Here is a 17,376-nt window from a genome sequence, read left to right as displayed (position 1 = left end):
TTCAGATAAGCCATTATTATGTCAAAAAATACATCGCACTCTTATTCACACCAGCCACAAACCATGCAAACAAAAAGCAAGAAGCTCGTAGTTGGTTTGACGGGTGGTATCGGTAGCGGTAAATCTGCCGCTAGTGCTTGGTTTGCTGAGCAAGGCATCAATATTATTGATGCAGACGTAATCGCCCATGAGACTGTCGCTAAAGGTAGCGCCACTCTGCAGAAAATCCAGAAAAAATTTGGTGATTGGATACTGACGGATGATGGTGTTATGGATAGGGCTGCTGTACGTACACACGTATTCGCAAATCCTGAAGCGCTGATTGAGCTTGAGGCTATCACTCATCCAGCAATACGTGAGACAGCAAAAGCACAGCTAGATGCTAGTACTTCACCGTATATAATCTTGTCTGCGCCTCTACTTATAGAGGCGGCAGAGGCAGGACTGGCCAATTTATGTCAACGTATTTTAGTCATGGATGCGACCGAAGACACGCAGCTTGCACGTGCCAGTCAGCGTGATGATCAAAGCATACAAAAAATTAAGGCCATTATGACCAATCAGCTGAGTCGTGAAGAGCGTAATCGTCATGCAGACAATGTCATACTCAATGAGAGCGACCTTGCCTCTCTATATCTACAGTTAGAACCCTTGCACCAAGAGTATCTTACGCTTGCCCAGCAGCTAAAGTTCGCTGGCGATTAACCTCGTACAATGCCATGCCAGTAGCAACACTCACGTTTAGGCTCTGTAGATTACCATGCTCGTTTCCTGACATTGGAATATAAACCAACTCATCACAGCTCTCCATTGTCAGGCGACGCATACCCTCCCCTTCTGACCCCATAATAATAGCGGTCTTGCCAGTTAGGTCAGCGGCATGTATTGGCTTAGCCTCTTCACTAAGTGCCGTACCAAATACGAAAACGCCTGCATTTTTGATTTGCGACAACGTGCGTGCTAAGTTCGTAACGCTGACGATCGGCATCATCTCTGCTGCGCCAACCGATACTTTAGCCACCGTTGGCGTTAGGCTCGCTGCATGGTGTTTTGGACAAACCACTGCATCCACACCCATAGCCACTGCGGTACGTAGGCAAGCGCCAAAGTTATGTGCATCAGTAATTTGATCCAGTACCAATAATAGGCACTGTTCACGGCCAATAATAGTATCAAGCAAACCTTCATCAGCAAAACCTAACGGACGAGCATTGAGTACCACGCCTTGATGCTGCGGACTACCACACAACTGCGTTAGCTTGTCTTTTTGGGTCGGTTGAATACTAATACCGTTTGCTTCCGCTTCGGCCATGATAGCCTGTACATGACTGTCACTCTCACGCCCTTGCTGCACAAACAAACTAAGACCATCAAGAGGACGATGTTCAAGTAACGCATCAATGGCATGAATGCCGTAAAAATAAATGGGTTTTGCCATAATAGGCCTACTAAATATAAAGTGGATATCGCACTAGGCGACGGGATAAAAGAAGATAACGTAGATTTTACGTGTCATGACCCATTGATGATGAGAGAACAGTAAACCAAACGTCAAAAAAGAAATAAACAATACCAATCCGATATTGTTTATTTTCTCGAAATACTAATGTGTGATAGAACAGGCGCTAGAATAATAAAGCTCAAGCGCCCTATTAATAATATCAGCCTTCTAGATGACAGACATATTGAACAATCTCTTCAGTACGTAGGTTAAAACCGCTATTGCCTTCAACGACAAATGATTGACCTGCACGGTAGTAGCTGAATTCATCGTCACCATTGATCTTCACTTCACACTCACCACTGGTGATTTCGATACGCTCAGAAGTGTTGGTGCTAAAATGATAATGCTCAACCAAGTTGTCACAAGGTAAGATAACGCCTAGCGTTTTATGACGACCATCCTCAAACATAATGGTATGGCTTGAGCAGCGACCATCATAAGATACTGTCGCTTGGGCATTAACTGTTACGTTAGTAAATTGCGCCGCTGTCATAGTGGCTTCCTTATCAAATAATTATGGCAAAACTAAAAAATAAGTAACGGGTTAAAGTACCGACAGAGTTGCACTGGGCTTCAAATACGCGACCAGTAAGCAAACACGCCTGCTTTAGGCACCTTATCCCTCTATAGTAGATATCTGCGCGCTAAAGCTAGCCGCAGGTTCTATGAAAACGCTTTTGAATAATGATCGAGTGGCATGTTTTTACCACTATACGCCTACAATTTTACAAAATTATGACTCGTTATTAGGTTGCATAGCGCATCAAACTCATAAGAAGAGTTTATCATTATGTGAGATTATGCTACCACATTATATCTATAAAGTTTGTTAAAGCGACTAGGAAAATTCTATTCGATGGCAAGTATCTACCCATTCGTTTAATATTCATTTGGTATTTTTCTAGGCGTATGCTAGACCATTATTTTAGGTATATTTTTATCATTATCAGTCAAAATACTTCTTCGCATACTATGCTTATCTTTGAATATCCAATGACCCTAATGATTAATATTATAGATATTATGTTGATGATTTATTGTCAGTTTTTAATAGTTTTATGGTAATCTCCCAATAATAAATTCTGTTATACCTCGTCTTAAAGTTTGTATTTACGCACATTTAACACCATACTATTTGCCTACAATATTTATCTAATTAGCAAGTTTAAATAGATATTTTCAATTCCTTATTTACCCTATTTATAGATGGCTTCCTAAGATTTATATGATGTCCATTGTCTGTCCTGAGAGGCGTTGATGCTAGTATCGTTAACTTTACATCAGTTTGCGTTGATTGCTCAGCATGAGCTGAGCGTGGCTGAAGGTTTTAATGTCATCACTGGTGAAACAGGTGCTGGCAAGTCGTTATTGCTAGATGCACTATCACTGTGTGTCGGTGAGCGAGCAGACAGTGCGATGGTCAGGCATGGCGCTGCGCATGCGGATATCTACGCTCAATTCGATGTAGAAAATAACAGTATCGTCGCTGAGTGGTTTACCAAAAATGAGCGACCGCTAGAAGAGCCTGAAGTACTTATTCGTAGACAATTAAGCAATACTGGCCGCTCAAAAGCATGGCTAAATGGTTCACCGGTTAGCTTAGCGGAGCTAAAGAGTTTAGGCACTTTATTGGTCAATATACATAGCCAACATGCTCAGCAAGCATTGCTCAAGCCGCAATTTGTGGTGCAATGGCTTGATGAGATGGCCCAGATAACACCGCTAGCCATCCAAACTGCCAGTAGCTATCAAGCCTATCAGCAGCTAAAACGTCGCGCAGATGACATCGCGAGCCGCGAAGCCCAGCGTCAAGATCGTATTCAGTTGTTGCAGAGCCAATTAGCAGATATTGCGCCGTTATTGGCTGTGGACTACGCGGAAGTTGAATCTGAACACGAAGAGCTCTCCAACATTGAAGCCTTAATGCAAGAGGCTAGTCATGGTCTGCATTTGCTCGACAATGATACTGATGAGCCAGACGTCATGACCTTGCTTGGGCAAGCGATCAAACTCTGTGACAATCAAGTAAGCGTCAGTCAAACGTTTGAACAAGCCTCTGAGCAGCTGCATCTAGCACAGCAGCAAATCACTGAGGTAACTGCCCTGCTATCAGATTATGCCGAACAGCAGCTACCTGATCCTGAACGCTTGCAAACATTAGACAACCTAATCAGCTTAGGACATCGTTTGTCACGTAAGCATAGCTTGCCCGCCAGTGATTTAATTGATGAAGCAAAAGGCTGGGAGGCGCAATTAGAGCAGCTAGAGAACGAGCCAAGTAGTGATGCAATGGCAGCGCAAATTGATCAGGCTTGGCAAGACTATCTCGCTCTGGCCACACAGTTAAATAAAGAGCGCACAAAAGCTGCCCCGGTAATTAGTAAGCAACTCATCAAACAACTACAACCGCTTGCGCTACCCAATGCTCGCTGTGAATTTGTCTTTACCAAAAAATCTGAACCTAGTCATTACAATGCACAAGGTTGCTACGATATTGATTTATTATTCAGCGCCAATGTCGGTATGCCAATGCAGCCCCTACATAAAATTGCTTCAGGTGGTGAACTGTCACGTATGGCACTCGTGATGCAAGTACTACAAGCGACCAATGCTGATAACAATGCCGCCAAGCCTATGTTGGTATTTGATGAGGTTGATGTCGGTATCAGTGGCGGTACTGCGCAAGTGGTTGGCGAACTGCTACGCTCGCTTGGGCAAACACAGCAATTGCTAGCCATCACACACCAAGCACAAGTCGCAGCACAAGCGCATCAACATATCTTGGTACAAAAGCACCATCAAGAACAGACCGAAAGCGAGCTACTCATACTGACCAACAGTGCGCAAGTAGACGAGTTGGCGCGTATGTCTGGTGGTGTCATTATTACCGATGTCACGCGCGATCATGCCCGCAGCTTATTATCCGATGTTAAATAACGCTCTACCTGACCTATCTAACGTTAAATAACCGTTCGTTTTCATCAAAACGGATGGTTATCTGAGTCTGTATGATGGTCAGTAGCAATTAGTGCGAATCTTGCTTTTCTGTTGATTATCACCATATAGTGGTCTTTCACCTTTATTATTAGGTTGCATTTGTTTCTATGTCTAAAACCAATTTGACCCATCATTTTTTGATTGCAGCACCAGAGCTGTCAGACCCAAGGTTTGAGCAGGCACTTATATATATTTGCCGTCATGACAAGCATGGTGCACTAGGTCTGATGGTCAATCGTCCGCTCGAGCAATCTCGCGTAGGTAAGCTGCTAGAAGATTTAGATATTGAAGTGACCAATCCGCAGGTGATGGAAGATGTGGCATTAGAGGGCGGCCCTATGTATCCTGAGGTCGGCTTTGTGCTGCATACTGGTCAGCCAGAATGGGCTTCTTCTTTTGCTATTTCGGAGAACGTTTGCATCACAACTAGCCAAGATATTCTAAAACGTATCGCCGCAGGTCAAGGCGTCGGTCACTATCAGCTGTGTCTAGGTCATGCCAGCTGGGGTAAGAAACAGCTAGACCAAGAACTGAGTAATGGTGATTGGTTAGTCTGCCCTGCTGATCTGAATTTATTATTTGATACACCGTTTGAAGAACGCTGGCAAATCGCAGCCGACAAAATCGGAGTCAATTTCGACTATCTTAGTAGTGACATAGGTCATGCGTAATCTCATACGCTCTGCGAATTTAGATAAAGACATAAAGGACGCCCATTACTATGGTAGATAGTACTTTTACAGCCAGTAGCACAGACGCTATAGATAATGACATTGATATTGATACTCTCGATAACGGTAGCAATAGCACTGCTGAAACTATTGAGCCAGAGGTAAAGCCGCATCTTATCTTGGCACTAGACTACGGTGTCAAAAAGATGGGAATGGCACTCGGTAATACCATCACACAGACGGCACGTGCCTTTGACATTTTGGCAATGAATAACGGGCAGCCAGATTGGGACAACTTAATTGGTATCATCAAAGTCTGGGGCGTGGCGCAAGTCGTGGTTGGCCTACCGCTTAATATGGATGGCACTAGCTCCATGCTTTCAAAACGAGCGCACAAATTCGCTCGTCGTCTGGCCCATAGAATAATGGAGCAGCATTTGCCAGTGACCGTATCACTGTGTGATGAGCGGCTGACTTCAATCGAAGCAAGAGAAATCGCATGGGACAATGGTTGGATCAAAAACGAACGCGACCCAATCGATGATATCTCCGCTTGTATCCTAATGTCGACCTATTTTGCTGATCCTAATAGCAGTATCGCTATCGATGCAATCAAAGCAGAATAAAGCAGCCAAATAGGTAAAAGACACGTGTGCGGCTATAATGTCACTTCGATACATCATACCTCTTAACGGATAAATGACTGATTACTATGACCACTGTCTCAGACCAATCTTCGCAACATAAGTCACAGCATGGTTTTGCTCCACTTGCTATTGCCCGTATTAAAGGCGCACAGCGTGCCAACCAAATAGCGATTTATCTCATTTATGCGGCTATTTTTGCATTTGTGGTCTTTGGCACGATTGCTAGTATCAAAGCCTTCCATGATAACCAGCTGCTTTATCAATTATTTTATAATTTGCCATATGCCCTAGTAGCCCTCACGATACCCATTACTATTTACGATGCATTGGTCGTTTATCGTTATCGCTTAAATCAACCGTCGATGATTGCCATGAGTATTGGCGTATCAACCATTATATTGGTTGGTGGATTAATTTTTGCCGATACTGCATGGTTAGGACTATCTTGTTGGCTGGGCGTGGCATTTTTATTTAAAGTAAGTTTTAAGCGGTTTTTTAACTTTTTAGAAGTAGCTGATACGCCTGATGCCGACGAAGAGGCTGAAAGTACTGAAGCGTAGACGACCTACAAAGTACGCCGCAATAAGCACTTAAGCAAACTACTCATCCTCAAATTCACTTATTTAGCTTTACGATAATGACTATGACCACTTCGATACCAGACACGCCTATCCACCATCACTTAGACACTCAAGGGCTGATTTGTCCTGAGCCGGTCATGATGCTACATCGCGTCATTCGCAAAGCAGATGGCGGTGAAGTGATTGAAATATTGGCGACAGATCCGGCTACCACGCGCGATATTCCAAATTTCTGTCGTCATTTAGGTCATGAACTAGTAGGCCAAGAAACACTGGCTGAGAACGTGAGCTTAGACGCTGATCCTGATGAAATTACCATCGATAGCGATGAGGATACGCCTGCAAGCGTAACGCTATATCGCTATCTGGTTAAGAAAAAAATGGCATGATAAGTTTGGCATTATTTTAATAACTGTCTGTTATTGCTAACTTAACCCCTACCTGAGTATCATCCTATGAGCCGTGATCGTGCCGTGCAACAACGACAGCCTAAAGCATTGGCGGTCGATGATGAGCCAGCTTATATGACTGAGTTTCGTCAAGCCATGCTGGCACGCGGTCTAGCGACGCGTACTCGTAATGCGTACGTCCGCGACCTACGCTCTTGTGAGCTGACCAATCCTATCGCTCTGACACGCTGGCAGCCTGATGATGTGCTGCACTGTCTGTCACTCCTTGCTCAAGATGGCAAAACTCCACGTACCCAAGCACGCATGCTCTCAAGCTTGCGTCAGTTTTATCTATGGATGATTGCCAGTAATCTGCGTGAGGACAATCCTTGTGAGCGTATTAAAAGCCCAAAACTCGGACGTCCGCTGCCAAAAGACTTAGCTGAAGCGGATGTCGACAATCTACTTGCCGCACCTGATACCAGTACGGCACTCGGACTGCGTGACAAAGCAATGCTAGAAATTTTATACGCCTGCGGTCTGCGAGTGAGTGAGTTGATTAACCTCTCATTAGAGCAAGTGAATCTAAACTCAGGCTGGCTACAAATCACGGGGAAAGGCAATAAAACGCGATTGGTGCCCCTCGGCGAATATGCAGCGGATGCATTGGAAGATTATCTGTCTCATGGGCGTGGCGACTTGATTGCTCATTTAAAATCAGGCAATTGCCAAGCGGTATTTTTGACGGCGCAAGGTGGCTATATGACGCGGCAGAACTTTTGGTATCTACTTAAGAAATACGCCAAAGTTGCCAGTATCGATAAAGAATTATCCCCGCATACGCTACGTCACGCATTTGCCACACATTTGCTTAATCACGGTGCAGACTTGCGTAGTGTGCAGTTATTGCTAGGACATAGCGATTTATCAACCACGCAAATCTATACTCATGTGGCAACAGCGAGATTGCAGAAATTGCATGCCGAGCATCATCCACGTGGGTAGCCTTGCCATATTGCCATATTGTCATATTGTCATATTGTCATATTGTCATATTGTCATATTGTCATATTGTCATATTGTCATATTGTCATATGGGCAGCATTGAAATCTAATATTATTGATGATTGTAAAAGGAATATATCGTGTCGCAAGCTCAACCATCTACCTTATCAAAGAGTCAAAACACTGCTCTCAGAAACCTTACTATCATGGGTTATTTAGAGGGTACGTCTTTTCTGCTGTTACTTGGTATCGCGATGCCACTCAAATATATGTTCGATATTCCAGAAGCGGTAAGCTATATCGGTCCAGTGCATGGGGTATTATTCGTTGCTTATGTCATGGTATTAATCATCACCGCGAGCAGAATAAAAATGCCGCTTTGGGCGCTACCTGCTGGTGTGCTCGGCTCGTTTTTGCCATTTGGGCCATTTATATTTGATCACTTATTAAAGAAGAATTTGGGGAAGTAGTTTCGAAAAAAATTCAATATCAGGAACGATGTATAGCTGAATGCGGCTAACGATAATGCCATTCTATTCGCCTGCTGTATCTATCACTATTTTAGGATTACGTGCCTGTATCTCGCGATAAAAACGTGACTGGTCTTTTGGTGAAATTAGTATTTCTTCATCTTGATATGATATTTTAATCCTATCCAATGATAGTGCTGGCGCAGAACTCATACTTCGAGTCGGCGTCATATAGGTGATATCTGTAATCTCAATTTTTTGAACAGAGAACCCACTATCTACTTGTAGTTGGTCATTCGTTAATATGTACTCAGTACCGAAAAAAGGGATGAGCATTAGTGCTGCAAAAGGTATGAGAATAACCGTCATTAATATAGTTTGTACGAGGGATTTTTGAGCATCTCGCTTCCACTGCCATAATGGAACGGACACAGTAAATAAACTCAAACCCCAAAGTAACAGTGCAAGCCAGAAGTCTACTTTGGATACGAATATAATGTCTGGCATAAATAACACTTAGAGACTATCAGGTTAGATTTGATTCTATCTTAAGCGATACCTCTTATCTAATATCTCTAGCATTTTTTCTTAAAAATTTTTCCGATACAGCAAAATGCAGTTCTAGAAATAGATAGCTGCAAACCCATCCTTTTCTCGTTACAATACCCTTATTAAAGTGCGTCATGATATACATGCTACCTAACTGGGCTGCGCACTACCTTTTACCTATCTATTATCCGAGAATCCCATGAGCCATAGACCACCTTCTGACCTGTTAAAAAACGCCGAACACTGGCGCGAAGATATCAATTTTCGCCAAGAAGTGCTAGGTAAGCCGTTTGATTTTGCGACCACGTGGGGTATTTTTTCACCGCAAAAACTCGATGACGGTAGCTTGATGCTTCTTGATTATGTGGATTTTGAGCAAGATGATGATTCGATCGATTTAGGCTGTGGTTATGGTGTACTTGGTATGACGGCAGCACGTGAATGTCCAAATGGTCAGCATACGCTGATTGATAAAGACTTTATGGCAGTAGAATATGCACGTCGTAACTGTGAAAAAAATGGTCTAAACAATGTCGATGTGCATTTATCAAATGGTTTTAATCATGTGGCAAAAGACAAAGACTTTAGCCTTGTGATGTCAAACTTGCCAGCCAAAGTCGGTAAAGAGCAGCATTATTTATACTTCCTCGATGCCTATGCACGCATGCGTAAAGGTGGACGTTTTTACGTGGTGACGATTAATGGCCTACGCCAATTTGTTAAGCGCTCATTTACCGAAGTGTTTGGCAATAGCGACAAAATCAAACAAGGTAAAACCTATACGATTACGATGGCGACCAAAGACTAGCTTTAGCTTTGCCTGATTGAGTTTCAGCCATTTAAACTGAAGCCTAAATTGAAATCGACATAAAAAAGCACGCTAAATTAATTTTAGCGTGCTTTTTATTTTGTATGGCCAATTGTCTTTTTACATCTGGCGTTTTATTAGATATCCGCCTAATAGCGCGCTGCCAATAATCGGTAATAGCACCATGAGCATTGGTGAAAAGCCTGTCGCCAGCGATACAAAACCAACTAAGTCTTGTATATAGCTAAATAGTAGACCAAACAACAACGCCACGACGATACGCAAGCCTAAGCTGTGCGTCCGTAGCGAGCCAAAGACAAATGAGCAGGCGACAATCACTAGCGACAATATCGACAATGGCGATAGTAGCTTTTGCCAAAATGCGACTTCATGATCTAAAGAGCGATTGCCCTGTTGGCGCATAAACGTGCGATGCTCATAAAGCTGCGTCAATGACAAATCCTCTGCCTTACGCGTCAGCAGATACACAGACTCTGGGGCAAAGGGTAAGCTTAGCGTATCTGATGGTGAAACGGCTTGGCTACTCTCAAAACCTTGATTGATAGAGAGCTTAACCATATCGTTTAATTGCCACTCGTAACGATACTGCTCGCTTGGCTTTTCACTGTTCACATCAATTGGTTCACGGCCAGTATATTTCCCACCTTCCGCATGGACAGCAGTTTGCAAATTACCATTGTTGTCCAAATGCCAGCGTTTCACCTCGCCAATATTGCCTGCGACATCAGCATAATCGATATATAAAATGTCGCTACCATCAGGTGTAGCACTGCCATCTTCTGCGGTGTCGAAACGTGGCTGTATCGTCCAGTAGCCGCGCACTGATGTGACCAGTGAGGTGCTGTCTTCATCATTAATCTGTTTTGCCAACTGATTAGAAGAAGGTAGAACGAACTGATTGATAGCTAATGCCAATAGTACAAATATCAAAGCGGGCTGCAATACCCAGCCGACGATACGATAGATACTGACCCCAGCCGCGCGCATGACGACCAGCTCGCTTTTATTGGCCAGCAAACCTAATCCTATGACGGCACCCAATAGCGCACCCGTTGGAATAAATTGTTCTAAAAAGTAAGGCGAACGATAAAAGATATATTTGAGCGCCTCGCCCATGGTGTAGTTATCATCTAACGAATCAAGCTCTGATAAGTAAGAAAAAATCAGCTGCAACGCCCATAAACCAATGACGGCAGCGATAATAGCCAATAGAGCGTTGAGTTTGACATAACGACTAAGGACTTTTAGATTGGCAGGTTTTTTGGCCAATTGATCAGACTTCGCTGACTTAGCAAATAAAGAGCGCATTAAGACTGCCCTCCTTGTGAGCTGTTGTTCTGATTATCGATGTCGCTAACTGAACTAGTTGTGGCAGCGGCTAGCCTATTTTCTTGTTTGCGAAAGCGTAGTCGATGTTGCACACGGCTACCCCAATTCATATAAAGCGCCAATGCCATAAATCCTAAGATAAGCCATGCATAGGCCCATACGCTGATGCTGTCTTTGCTCACTGCGTTTTTGAGCGAGATGATACCTAATGCACAGCTGACAAATAATAAGATAGAAGGAAACAAGCGCAGCCAGCGTCCTTGACGCGGACGGACTTGTGCCAGTGGCACGGCCAACATAGGCGCGATAATCATCAGCCATGGTAGCGCCAAACGATAGCCAAGCTCACCTTGTGCAGCGCGCATTGCACTATTCGTGCCTAATGACGAACTACTCGTGGCGGCTTGCCATAACGGTCCAATCTTTTGCGTTTCAATATTGTCTTCGGTGATAACTTCCTGTGAAGACTCAGTCAAGGTAATGCGATAACGATCAAAAGCGACTTGATTATATTTCAGACTGCCTGCGCCGACTTCGTAACGACGTCCTTGGAACAGATCTAACTGGGTCACACCGCTATTGCCGGTATCCACTTGCTCAGCACGCTTAGCCAACGTAATCGTGTCTTTGCTAATGTCCTTCGCACCGCTATTTATAATATCTTTTGGAATATCAGAGATGCCAATCTGTTCGGCTGTCTCTCTATCAATCGTGTTATTCATATCAGTAGCAGTGGCATCGACACTTTCAGCAGCACTACCTTTTTTCGCAGGTTCAGATTGGATCAAGATCACATCTTGCAATTTTTTCTTATCATCGCTGAGACTACCCACGTATAAATGGTAATTACCGCTACTGATAAACTCGTTCGGACGAATCAAATCAAACGCACTGGTCAATGCTTGCTGCTGCCAGACAGCCTCAGATGAGCGTACGCCCCAAGGCTTTCCGACGACAGATAGTGCCGCCTCGCCGACGAACAATGCCAATATTAATGGTGTCATCAATCGAGCAAGCTTACCTCGAGACACGCCACTAGCATTGATCACTGCCATTTCTTGATCGACATATAAGCGACCAAATACCAGCATCAAAGCGATAAAAAACGCTAACGGTAAAATGAGCTCTAAAAAGTACGGTAGGTTATACCCAATGATAGTAAACAGTAGGCTGACGTCCAAACGACCTTCAGCAGCGATGCCAAAGTAGCGTATCAAACGACCGCCGAGCATCATCACTACCAAAAACCCCAACACTAAGGCAGTGGTCGAGGCAACTTGTTGTGTCATGTAGCGGCGTAATATCACAATGGGTACTCTTAAACGGTTGGTATGCGCGCGATTGATGATGAGCTTATTGAATGTTTAGGTCGTAGACGTCATATCATCAGCATGATATGGGTCATCTAAATACTCAAATAACGGTAAACGTTACTAAGCGACTGGTTAGTCATACTCAATAAACACAAGCGACAGATATAACCGCTAATGCTAGCATGTTTTGCCCAAAAATGGCTGTGAAATGTGTTTGAAAACATTACCTACACCTTGCTGAGAGCGCATTATTGACAGTAAGTAACAAACATAGCAAATATTGGATAAATAATTGATAAAACCTCAAATTACATCGAATTGATAGTATTTCTAGCGCTAAGTTTTTGCTTTATTTATTTTAGAAAGGTTTGTTTGTCATTCGTATCATCGAACATTTATCTCTGTTATTAATTGCTAGACTGACTGATAGAAAAATATACTTATATTGTTAAACGGAGAATAATACTAATGAATAAAACGATCTCTACACCCTTTACCCTACTTGAGCTCGCTGGCGGCACATTCGATGCGCTTGATTGGTCAAATTGCGCACTCGTTCTTATCGATTATCAAAACGAATACGTCGATGGCGCTATGCCATTAGGGGACGCTGGGGCAAAAGCTATCGCCAATGCGCGCCTACTACTCGATAGAGCGCGTCAGCAAGATTTACCTATCTTCCACATTACCCATCATGGCGCCAAGAATGGCAATGTCTTTGATCCTTTATCAGCTAATGTTGAGATAGTCGAGCCGTTGCAGCCTCAAGATGGCGAAACAGTGATTGCCAAAAAGCATCCGAATGCCTTTTATGATACGCAATTACAATCACTGATTTTAGCAGTAGAAAAGAAGCAGATTATTTTTGCGGGTTTTATGAGTCATATGTGCGTCAGCTCAAGCGTCCGCGCCGCATTTGACCTAGGTTTCGATAGTTTTGTCTGCCATGATGCCTGTGCCACGCGCGATCTACCTAGCGCTACAAGAAAGCCGATAAGCGCTGAAATCATGCATGATACTGCCATGGCCGCACTACAAGACAGATTTGCCGCGATGGTAACGACCGATGAATTGGTCAATGGCTAATATGTTGGCACCATCGAAAAATGATAATGTAACCGCTAAACCATAGCGTAAGTTAGTACAGCATAATAATTCAAACGTATTACCTAAACCTTGCTAACTGCGCACAATTATCGCAATATGCTACACTACTGTGATTGCTCAACAGACCAAATAATCTAATAATATGACAGGTATAAGCAGTCATACAAATCCTGCAATTTTCATAACTCTAATAAGGATAACTATATGAATATCAAATTATCTCAGCATTTACCAAAGACTCATACGCAAAAAATCTTGAAAAAAGAAGCCAAAAGTAAAGACGATGCTTGTCTGGTTGTTTTGGTCGATGACAAGAAAAACATTCTGGCTGAATCTGTGCTAACGGAATATACCACTCGTATTGAGCAGCTGATTGAAGTATCACATTTCAAGGGCACTACCTGTGAGACTGTTGCTGACTATGCGCTGGCAGGTGATAAAAAAACCACTAAGCAAAACCCTGTACAACTGCTATTAGTCGGTGTAGGTAACACTGATAAGTTTAACAACACAATACTGCAAAAAATCGCCAATACTATCTATAGCAGCACTCAAAAGCGTGTGTCTTCTATCACTGTCGCCTTGGGTGATGTATTAGAAGAAAACCACTTTGGTCAATTTGCCCTTAATCTGTTGGCAGCGAGCTACCGCTTTGACAAGTATAAATCTGAGCAAGCAAGTCCTGTATTGACTGATGTTTATCTATTAGCTGATGAGTCACTACAGCCTGCACTTGCCTTTGCTCAGTCAGTATTTGCTGGTCAGAGCCTCACTCGTGATGTGGCCAATGAGCCTGGCAATATTTGCTTCCCAGCTTACATGGCTGAACAAGCTCAAGAACTTGCAAAAACTTACCCTGACCTATTAACCGTGAAGGTACTAGGTGAGGACGAGATGTCAGCGCTAGGTATGCATTGCTTCTTGGCCGTTGCACAAGGCTCTACCAAAGAAGGTAAACTGGTACTCATGGAGTACCGTGGTAAATCAGAATTTAGTTCAAATGCAGGCACTACCGAGCACACCACTAGCAACGCAAAAGTGAGTGGTCTAAAGGCATTGGCCGATAAACTACCAACCAAAAAGTCAGCTAAAAATGCAAGCAAAAATAGCAATGACAATGCACAAGCGACCAATGACGACGCACCTATCGTATTAGTCGGTAAAGGCGTAACCTTTGATTCAGGCGGTATCTCAATCAAGCCAGGTGCGGCGATGGATGAGATGAAGTTTGACATGGGTGGTTCGGCGTCAGTACTTGGTACAATCAAAGCGTTGTGCGAAGCTCGTCTACCAATCAACGTCGTTGGTGCGCTAGCCTGTGCTGAAAACATGCCATCAGGTGATGCAACACGTCCAGGCGATATCGTTAAAGCAATGAACGGTAAATCAGTCGAAATCTTGAATACTGATGCTGAAGGTCGTTTAGTACTAGCAGATACCTTGTGCTACGTGCAGCGCTATCAGCCAAAAGCCATCATCGATGTTGCCACCTTGACTGGCGCTTGTGTAGTTGCACTAGGTCATGTTCGTTCAGCCGTATTTAGTAATGATGAAGATGTCCTGTTTGATTTAGAAAATGCTAGCAACCTATCAGGCGATCTTATTTGGCATATGCCTTTGGATGATGAATATCAAGCTCAGCTTGACTCACCAATCGCTGATATGCAAAACATCGGTGGTAAAGGTGCTGGTGCGGTAACTGCCGCCTGCTTCTTATCGCGTTTCATTGAAGAAGGTCAAGCATGGGCGCATTTAGACATCGCTGGTACTGCATGGAACTCAGGTAAAGACAAAGCAGCCACTGGTCGTCCTGTGCCATTGTTTATGCAATATCTAAAAAACAGCGCAGAGATGGCTTAATCCATTTATGAAAATTAGTTTTTATGTATTAAGTGAGAGTAAGGCCCAAGATTTCTTGGGCTTTATTTGTCAGCTGACGCAGACGGCGCTTAACAAAAGCGCTCAGTCTTTGCTGATTTTAATTGAAGATGGGACATTACTAGCAAATCTAGATACGGCACTTTGGGCACAAGAACCTACGAGTTTTATACCGCATCAATGTCTTTCTGATACTGACAATAAAAGTACCAATGATAGAGGTACTGATGATAGCAACATCAACATTGCTACTTCTGAAGTATCAGCGCCTGTACTGCTAGGCAATCATATGCCAGCAGATTTTAATGGTATCGTGCTCAATACGACGACTCGTCCCGTCAACGATTTTATGGCTGCTACCAATAATTCAAAACCCTCTCGAGTCCTTGAGCTGATCCAACCTGATGCCACAAGTACACAAGAAGGTCGCAATAAATATAAAGCCTACCAGCAATTAGGTTACGATTTGACCCACTTTAAGGTGTAGCTCTACTGTTTATTTCCCTCTTACCTTTCATAGCGAAATCTCTTCCTACCTTATATATCATTGCCTATATCGCTGCTTTTACTCTCCTATAAATGAGGTATTCTGAGTAGCTAGCCCTTGCCTATAAGTGCTACATTCTTTTTTATACTAGTTCTATAACTCTACTATCCCTCTGTTTGCACGCAACAGCTACTGCTATGAGCGGTATGCGAATATGTCAAAAAATGCTACCATCCTTCGATAAATTTTCTGTTGTGACAATTCACTTACTTTTAACGGACTTGAGGGTGTACAGATGCGTTCATTAATTGCAATGTATCAGCGTATAGGGCTGGTGCCGCTTATTATTATTGGTTTGGTGTTAGGGGTATTGATTGGTTGGCTAGCGCCAAGTATCGGCACCGCCATAGGGTTGCTCGGTACACTCTTTGTCGGCGCACTAAAAGCAGTCGCTCCCATCCTAGTATTTATTCTGGTTATGGCAGCCATCAGTCAACATCGTAGTGGCAATGAAGTCTACGTAAAGCCAGTGCTTATCATGTACATGTTCGGCACTTTTTTGGCAGCACTAACGGCAGTCGGTGCCAGCTTTTTATTCCCAACTGAGCTGGTCTTGATCAACGCCGATATCGCGCAAGTACCACCTGCTGACCTAAAAGAAGTCTTGACGAACTTGCTCATGAACCTGGTCGCTAACCCGATCAATGCAATCGCTGAAGCCAACTATATTGGTATCTTAGCATGGGCAATTATTATTGGTTTTGCACTGCGCCAAGCCAGTGATACTGCTCGTAATGTTGTCGGTGATTTCGCTGATGCCATCTCACAAGTGGTTAAATGGATTATTGCTTTAGCCCCATTTGGTATCTTAGGCCTAGTCGCTAGCACGGTTGCTGAGACAGGCTTTGCTTCTTTGGCAGGCTACGCACGTATCTTGATGGTATTAATCAGCTGTATGTTATTCATTGCGTTGGTTGCCAATCCGCTTATCGTCCTTATCAAAACTGGCAAGAACCCTTATCCACTCGTGTTCAGATGTCTGCGCGAATCAGGAATTACTGCCTTCTTTACACGCAGTTCAGCGGCCAATATCCCAGTCAACATGAACCTTGCCCGTAAGCTTGGATTGCATGAAGACACTTATTCGGTGACCATCCCACTAGGGGCCACCATTAACATGGCGGGTGCTGCGATTACGATTAACGTCTTAACGCTTGCTGCTGCTCATACGTTGGGTATCGAAGTGACGTTTGCATCAGCGCTGCTACTCAGTCTGGTTGCTACGATTAGTGCTTGCGGTGCTTCTGGTGTTGCTGGTGGTTCATTGCTATTGATTCCACTCGCTGCTAGCTTATTTAGCATTCCAAATGATATCGCGATGCAAGTAGTTGCGATTGGCTTTATCATCGGTGTGATTCAGGACTCAGCTGAGACTGCTTTGAACTCTTCTACTGATGTATTATTTACAGCAGCAGCGGATCCGACGTATTCGCGTTAATTTCTGCTGTAGTGTTTTATATAGACATAAGAAAAGGGCCTTTAATGAACTGAACCCCATAAGTTGGACACAACTTTTGGGGTATTTTTATGCGTTACAATCTAGACTTTAAACTCAAAGTC

18 protein-coding genes are annotated in these 17,376 nt (G+C 43.5%); 13 read left to right on the top strand and 5 right to left on the bottom strand.

Going from position 1 to position 17,376, the window contains the following annotated elements; translation table 11 throughout:
• Positions 1–18 precede the first annotated feature (18 nt).
• On the top strand, positions 19–705 hold the full coding sequence (gene coaE, locus QO187_RS08195) for a dephospho-CoA kinase (RefSeq protein WP_102092650.1): 687 nt from the start codon (positions 19–21) through the stop codon (positions 703–705).
• Here coaE and rlmB read toward each other — a convergent pair.
• Together rlmB and QO187_RS08185 are read right to left on the bottom strand one after the other, a co-directional pair.
• Positions 668–1,438, bottom strand: a complete 771-nt coding sequence (gene rlmB / locus QO187_RS08190) for a 23S rRNA (guanosine(2251)-2'-O)-methyltransferase RlmB (RefSeq protein ID WP_102078746.1) — start codon at positions 1,436–1,438, stop codon at positions 668–670. The genes coaE and rlmB overlap by 38 nt on opposite strands.
• A 223-nt stretch (positions 1,439–1,661) precedes the next feature.
• Positions 1,662–1,997 (bottom strand): pyrimidine/purine nucleoside phosphorylase, encoded by a 336-nt coding sequence (locus QO187_RS08185; RefSeq protein WP_057757729.1) that lies wholly within the window; start codon positions 1,995–1,997, stop codon positions 1,662–1,664.
• Between the two features lie 764 nt (positions 1,998–2,761).
• Between QO187_RS08185 and recN the strand changes: the two genes are divergently transcribed.
• The 7 genes from recN (at position 2,762) to QO187_RS08150 (ending at position 8,264) form a co-directional block, all read left to right on the top strand.
• Positions 2,762–4,441 (top strand): DNA repair protein RecN, encoded by a 1,680-nt coding sequence (gene recN, locus QO187_RS08180; RefSeq protein WP_102078809.1) that lies wholly within the window; start codon positions 2,762–2,764, stop codon positions 4,439–4,441.
• A gap of 167 nt (positions 4,442–4,608) precedes the next feature.
• A complete protein-coding gene (locus QO187_RS08175) occupies positions 4,609–5,172 on the top strand; it encodes a YqgE/AlgH family protein (RefSeq protein WP_101204671.1) in 564 nt (187 codons plus the stop codon).
• Positions 5,173–5,222: 50 nt separating this feature from the next.
• On the top strand, positions 5,223–5,798 hold the full coding sequence (gene ruvX, locus QO187_RS08170) for a Holliday junction resolvase RuvX (protein ID WP_227673305.1): 576 nt from the start codon (positions 5,223–5,225) through the stop codon (positions 5,796–5,798).
• Positions 5,799–5,884: 86 nt separating this feature from the next.
• A complete protein-coding gene (locus QO187_RS08165) occupies positions 5,885–6,379 on the top strand; it encodes a hypothetical protein (RefSeq protein ID WP_102092649.1) in 495 nt (164 codons plus the stop codon).
• Between the two features lie 83 nt (positions 6,380–6,462).
• Entirely contained in the window at positions 6,463–6,789 is a 327-nt protein-coding gene (gene tusA, locus QO187_RS08160) for a sulfurtransferase TusA (protein WP_102092648.1), read from the top strand.
• Between the two features lie 66 nt (positions 6,790–6,855).
• Positions 6,856–7,794 carry a site-specific tyrosine recombinase XerD gene (gene xerD / locus QO187_RS08155; protein WP_102092647.1) on the top strand — a complete coding sequence of 313 codons (939 nt, stop codon included), beginning with the start codon at positions 6,856–6,858 and terminating at the stop codon, positions 7,792–7,794.
• A 140-nt stretch (positions 7,795–7,934) separates the two neighbouring features.
• Positions 7,935–8,264, top strand: coding sequence for a DUF3817 domain-containing protein (locus tag QO187_RS08150; RefSeq protein ID WP_102092646.1), 330 nt, complete (start codon positions 7,935–7,937; stop codon positions 8,262–8,264).
• A 63-nt stretch (positions 8,265–8,327) separates the two neighbouring features.
• Here the strand turns inward: QO187_RS08150 and QO187_RS08145 are convergent, their stop codons facing one another.
• Positions 8,328–8,771, bottom strand: coding sequence for a PH domain-containing protein (locus QO187_RS08145; RefSeq protein WP_102092645.1), 444 nt, complete (start codon positions 8,769–8,771; stop codon positions 8,328–8,330).
• A 241-nt stretch (positions 8,772–9,012) separates the two neighbouring features.
• Here QO187_RS08145 and QO187_RS08140 point away from each other — a divergent pair, with 241 nt between their 5' ends.
• Positions 9,013–9,621, top strand: a complete 609-nt coding sequence (locus QO187_RS08140) for a class I SAM-dependent methyltransferase (RefSeq protein ID WP_102092644.1) — start codon at positions 9,013–9,015, stop codon at positions 9,619–9,621.
• A 120-nt stretch (positions 9,622–9,741) separates the two neighbouring features.
• Here the strand turns inward: QO187_RS08140 and lptG are convergent, their stop codons facing one another.
• A complete protein-coding gene (gene lptG, locus QO187_RS08135) occupies positions 9,742–10,950 on the bottom strand; it encodes an LPS export ABC transporter permease LptG (protein WP_102092643.1) in 1,209 nt (402 codons plus the stop codon).
• Positions 10,950–12,260 (bottom strand): LPS export ABC transporter permease LptF, encoded by a 1,311-nt coding sequence (gene lptF, locus QO187_RS08130; RefSeq protein WP_102092642.1) that lies wholly within the window; start codon positions 12,258–12,260, stop codon positions 10,950–10,952. Before lptF ends, lptG begins: the two co-directional genes overlap by 1 nt.
• Positions 12,261–12,752: 492 nt before the next feature.
• On the opposite strand from lptF, the gene QO187_RS08125 reads away from it, so the two are divergent.
• The 4 genes from QO187_RS08125 (at position 12,753) to sstT (ending at position 17,254) form a co-directional block, all read left to right on the top strand.
• On the top strand, positions 12,753–13,370 hold the full coding sequence (locus QO187_RS08125) for a cysteine hydrolase family protein (protein WP_228153127.1): 618 nt from the start codon (positions 12,753–12,755) through the stop codon (positions 13,368–13,370).
• 225 nt (positions 13,371–13,595) lie between these two features.
• On the top strand, positions 13,596–15,251 hold the full coding sequence (locus QO187_RS08120) for a leucyl aminopeptidase (protein ID WP_102092641.1): 1,656 nt from the start codon (positions 13,596–13,598) through the stop codon (positions 15,249–15,251).
• A 7-nt stretch (positions 15,252–15,258) separates the two neighbouring features.
• Positions 15,259–15,756 carry a DNA polymerase III subunit chi gene (locus QO187_RS08115; protein WP_102092640.1) on the top strand — a complete coding sequence of 166 codons (498 nt, stop codon included), beginning with the start codon at positions 15,259–15,261 and terminating at the stop codon, positions 15,754–15,756.
• 295 nt (positions 15,757–16,051) lie between these two features.
• On the top strand, positions 16,052–17,254 hold the full coding sequence (gene sstT / locus QO187_RS08110; protein WP_057757687.1) for a serine/threonine transporter SstT: 1,203 nt from the start codon (positions 16,052–16,054) through the stop codon (positions 17,252–17,254).
• Positions 17,255–17,376 lie beyond the last annotated feature (122 nt).

This window comes from Psychrobacter sp. Arc9 (assembly GCF_041431295.1).
Classification (GTDB): domain Bacteria; phylum Pseudomonadota; class Gammaproteobacteria; order Pseudomonadales; family Moraxellaceae; genus Psychrobacter.
The sequence above is the reverse complement of the archived record's forward strand: the minus strand, read 5'-3'. Positions and strand labels throughout refer to the sequence as shown.

Excerpts from the sequence above, each read along its gene's own strand:
- coaE (WP_102092650.1), top strand. The coding sequence starts at position 19 with ATGTCAAAAAATACATCGCACTCTTATTCACACCAGCCACAAACCATG.
- QO187_RS08125 (WP_228153127.1), top strand. The coding sequence starts at position 12,753 with ATGAATAAAACGATCTCTACACCCTTTACCCTACTTGAGCTCGCTGGC.
- QO187_RS08115 (WP_102092640.1), top strand. The coding sequence starts at position 15,259 with ATGAAAATTAGTTTTTATGTATTAAGTGAGAGTAAGGCCCAAGATTTC.
- rlmB (WP_102078746.1), bottom strand. The coding sequence starts at position 1,438 with ATGGCAAAACCCATTTATTTTTACGGCATTCATGCCATTGATGCGTTA.
- recN (WP_102078809.1), top strand. The coding sequence starts at position 2,762 with ATGCTAGTATCGTTAACTTTACATCAGTTTGCGTTGATTGCTCAGCAT.
- QO187_RS08165 (WP_102092649.1), top strand. The coding sequence starts at position 5,885 with ATGACCACTGTCTCAGACCAATCTTCGCAACATAAGTCACAGCATGGT.
- QO187_RS08140 (WP_102092644.1), top strand. The coding sequence starts at position 9,013 with ATGAGCCATAGACCACCTTCTGACCTGTTAAAAAACGCCGAACACTGG.
- ruvX (WP_227673305.1), top strand. The coding sequence starts at position 5,223 with ATGGTAGATAGTACTTTTACAGCCAGTAGCACAGACGCTATAGATAAT.
- xerD (WP_102092647.1), top strand. The coding sequence starts at position 6,856 with ATGAGCCGTGATCGTGCCGTGCAACAACGACAGCCTAAAGCATTGGCG.
- QO187_RS08145 (WP_102092645.1), bottom strand. The coding sequence starts at position 8,771 with ATGCCAGACATTATATTCGTATCCAAAGTAGACTTCTGGCTTGCACTG.
- tusA (WP_102092648.1), top strand. The coding sequence starts at position 6,463 with ATGACCACTTCGATACCAGACACGCCTATCCACCATCACTTAGACACT.
- QO187_RS08120 (WP_102092641.1), top strand. The coding sequence starts at position 13,596 with ATGAATATCAAATTATCTCAGCATTTACCAAAGACTCATACGCAAAAA.
- sstT (WP_057757687.1), top strand. The coding sequence starts at position 16,052 with ATGCGTTCATTAATTGCAATGTATCAGCGTATAGGGCTGGTGCCGCTT.
- lptG (WP_102092643.1), bottom strand. The coding sequence starts at position 10,950 with ATGCGCTCTTTATTTGCTAAGTCAGCGAAGTCTGATCAATTGGCCAAA.
- QO187_RS08185 (WP_057757729.1), bottom strand. The coding sequence starts at position 1,997 with ATGACAGCGGCGCAATTTACTAACGTAACAGTTAATGCCCAAGCGACA.
- QO187_RS08175 (WP_101204671.1), top strand. The coding sequence starts at position 4,609 with ATGTCTAAAACCAATTTGACCCATCATTTTTTGATTGCAGCACCAGAG.
- lptF (WP_102092642.1), bottom strand. The coding sequence starts at position 12,260 with ATGACACAACAAGTTGCCTCGACCACTGCCTTAGTGTTGGGGTTTTTG.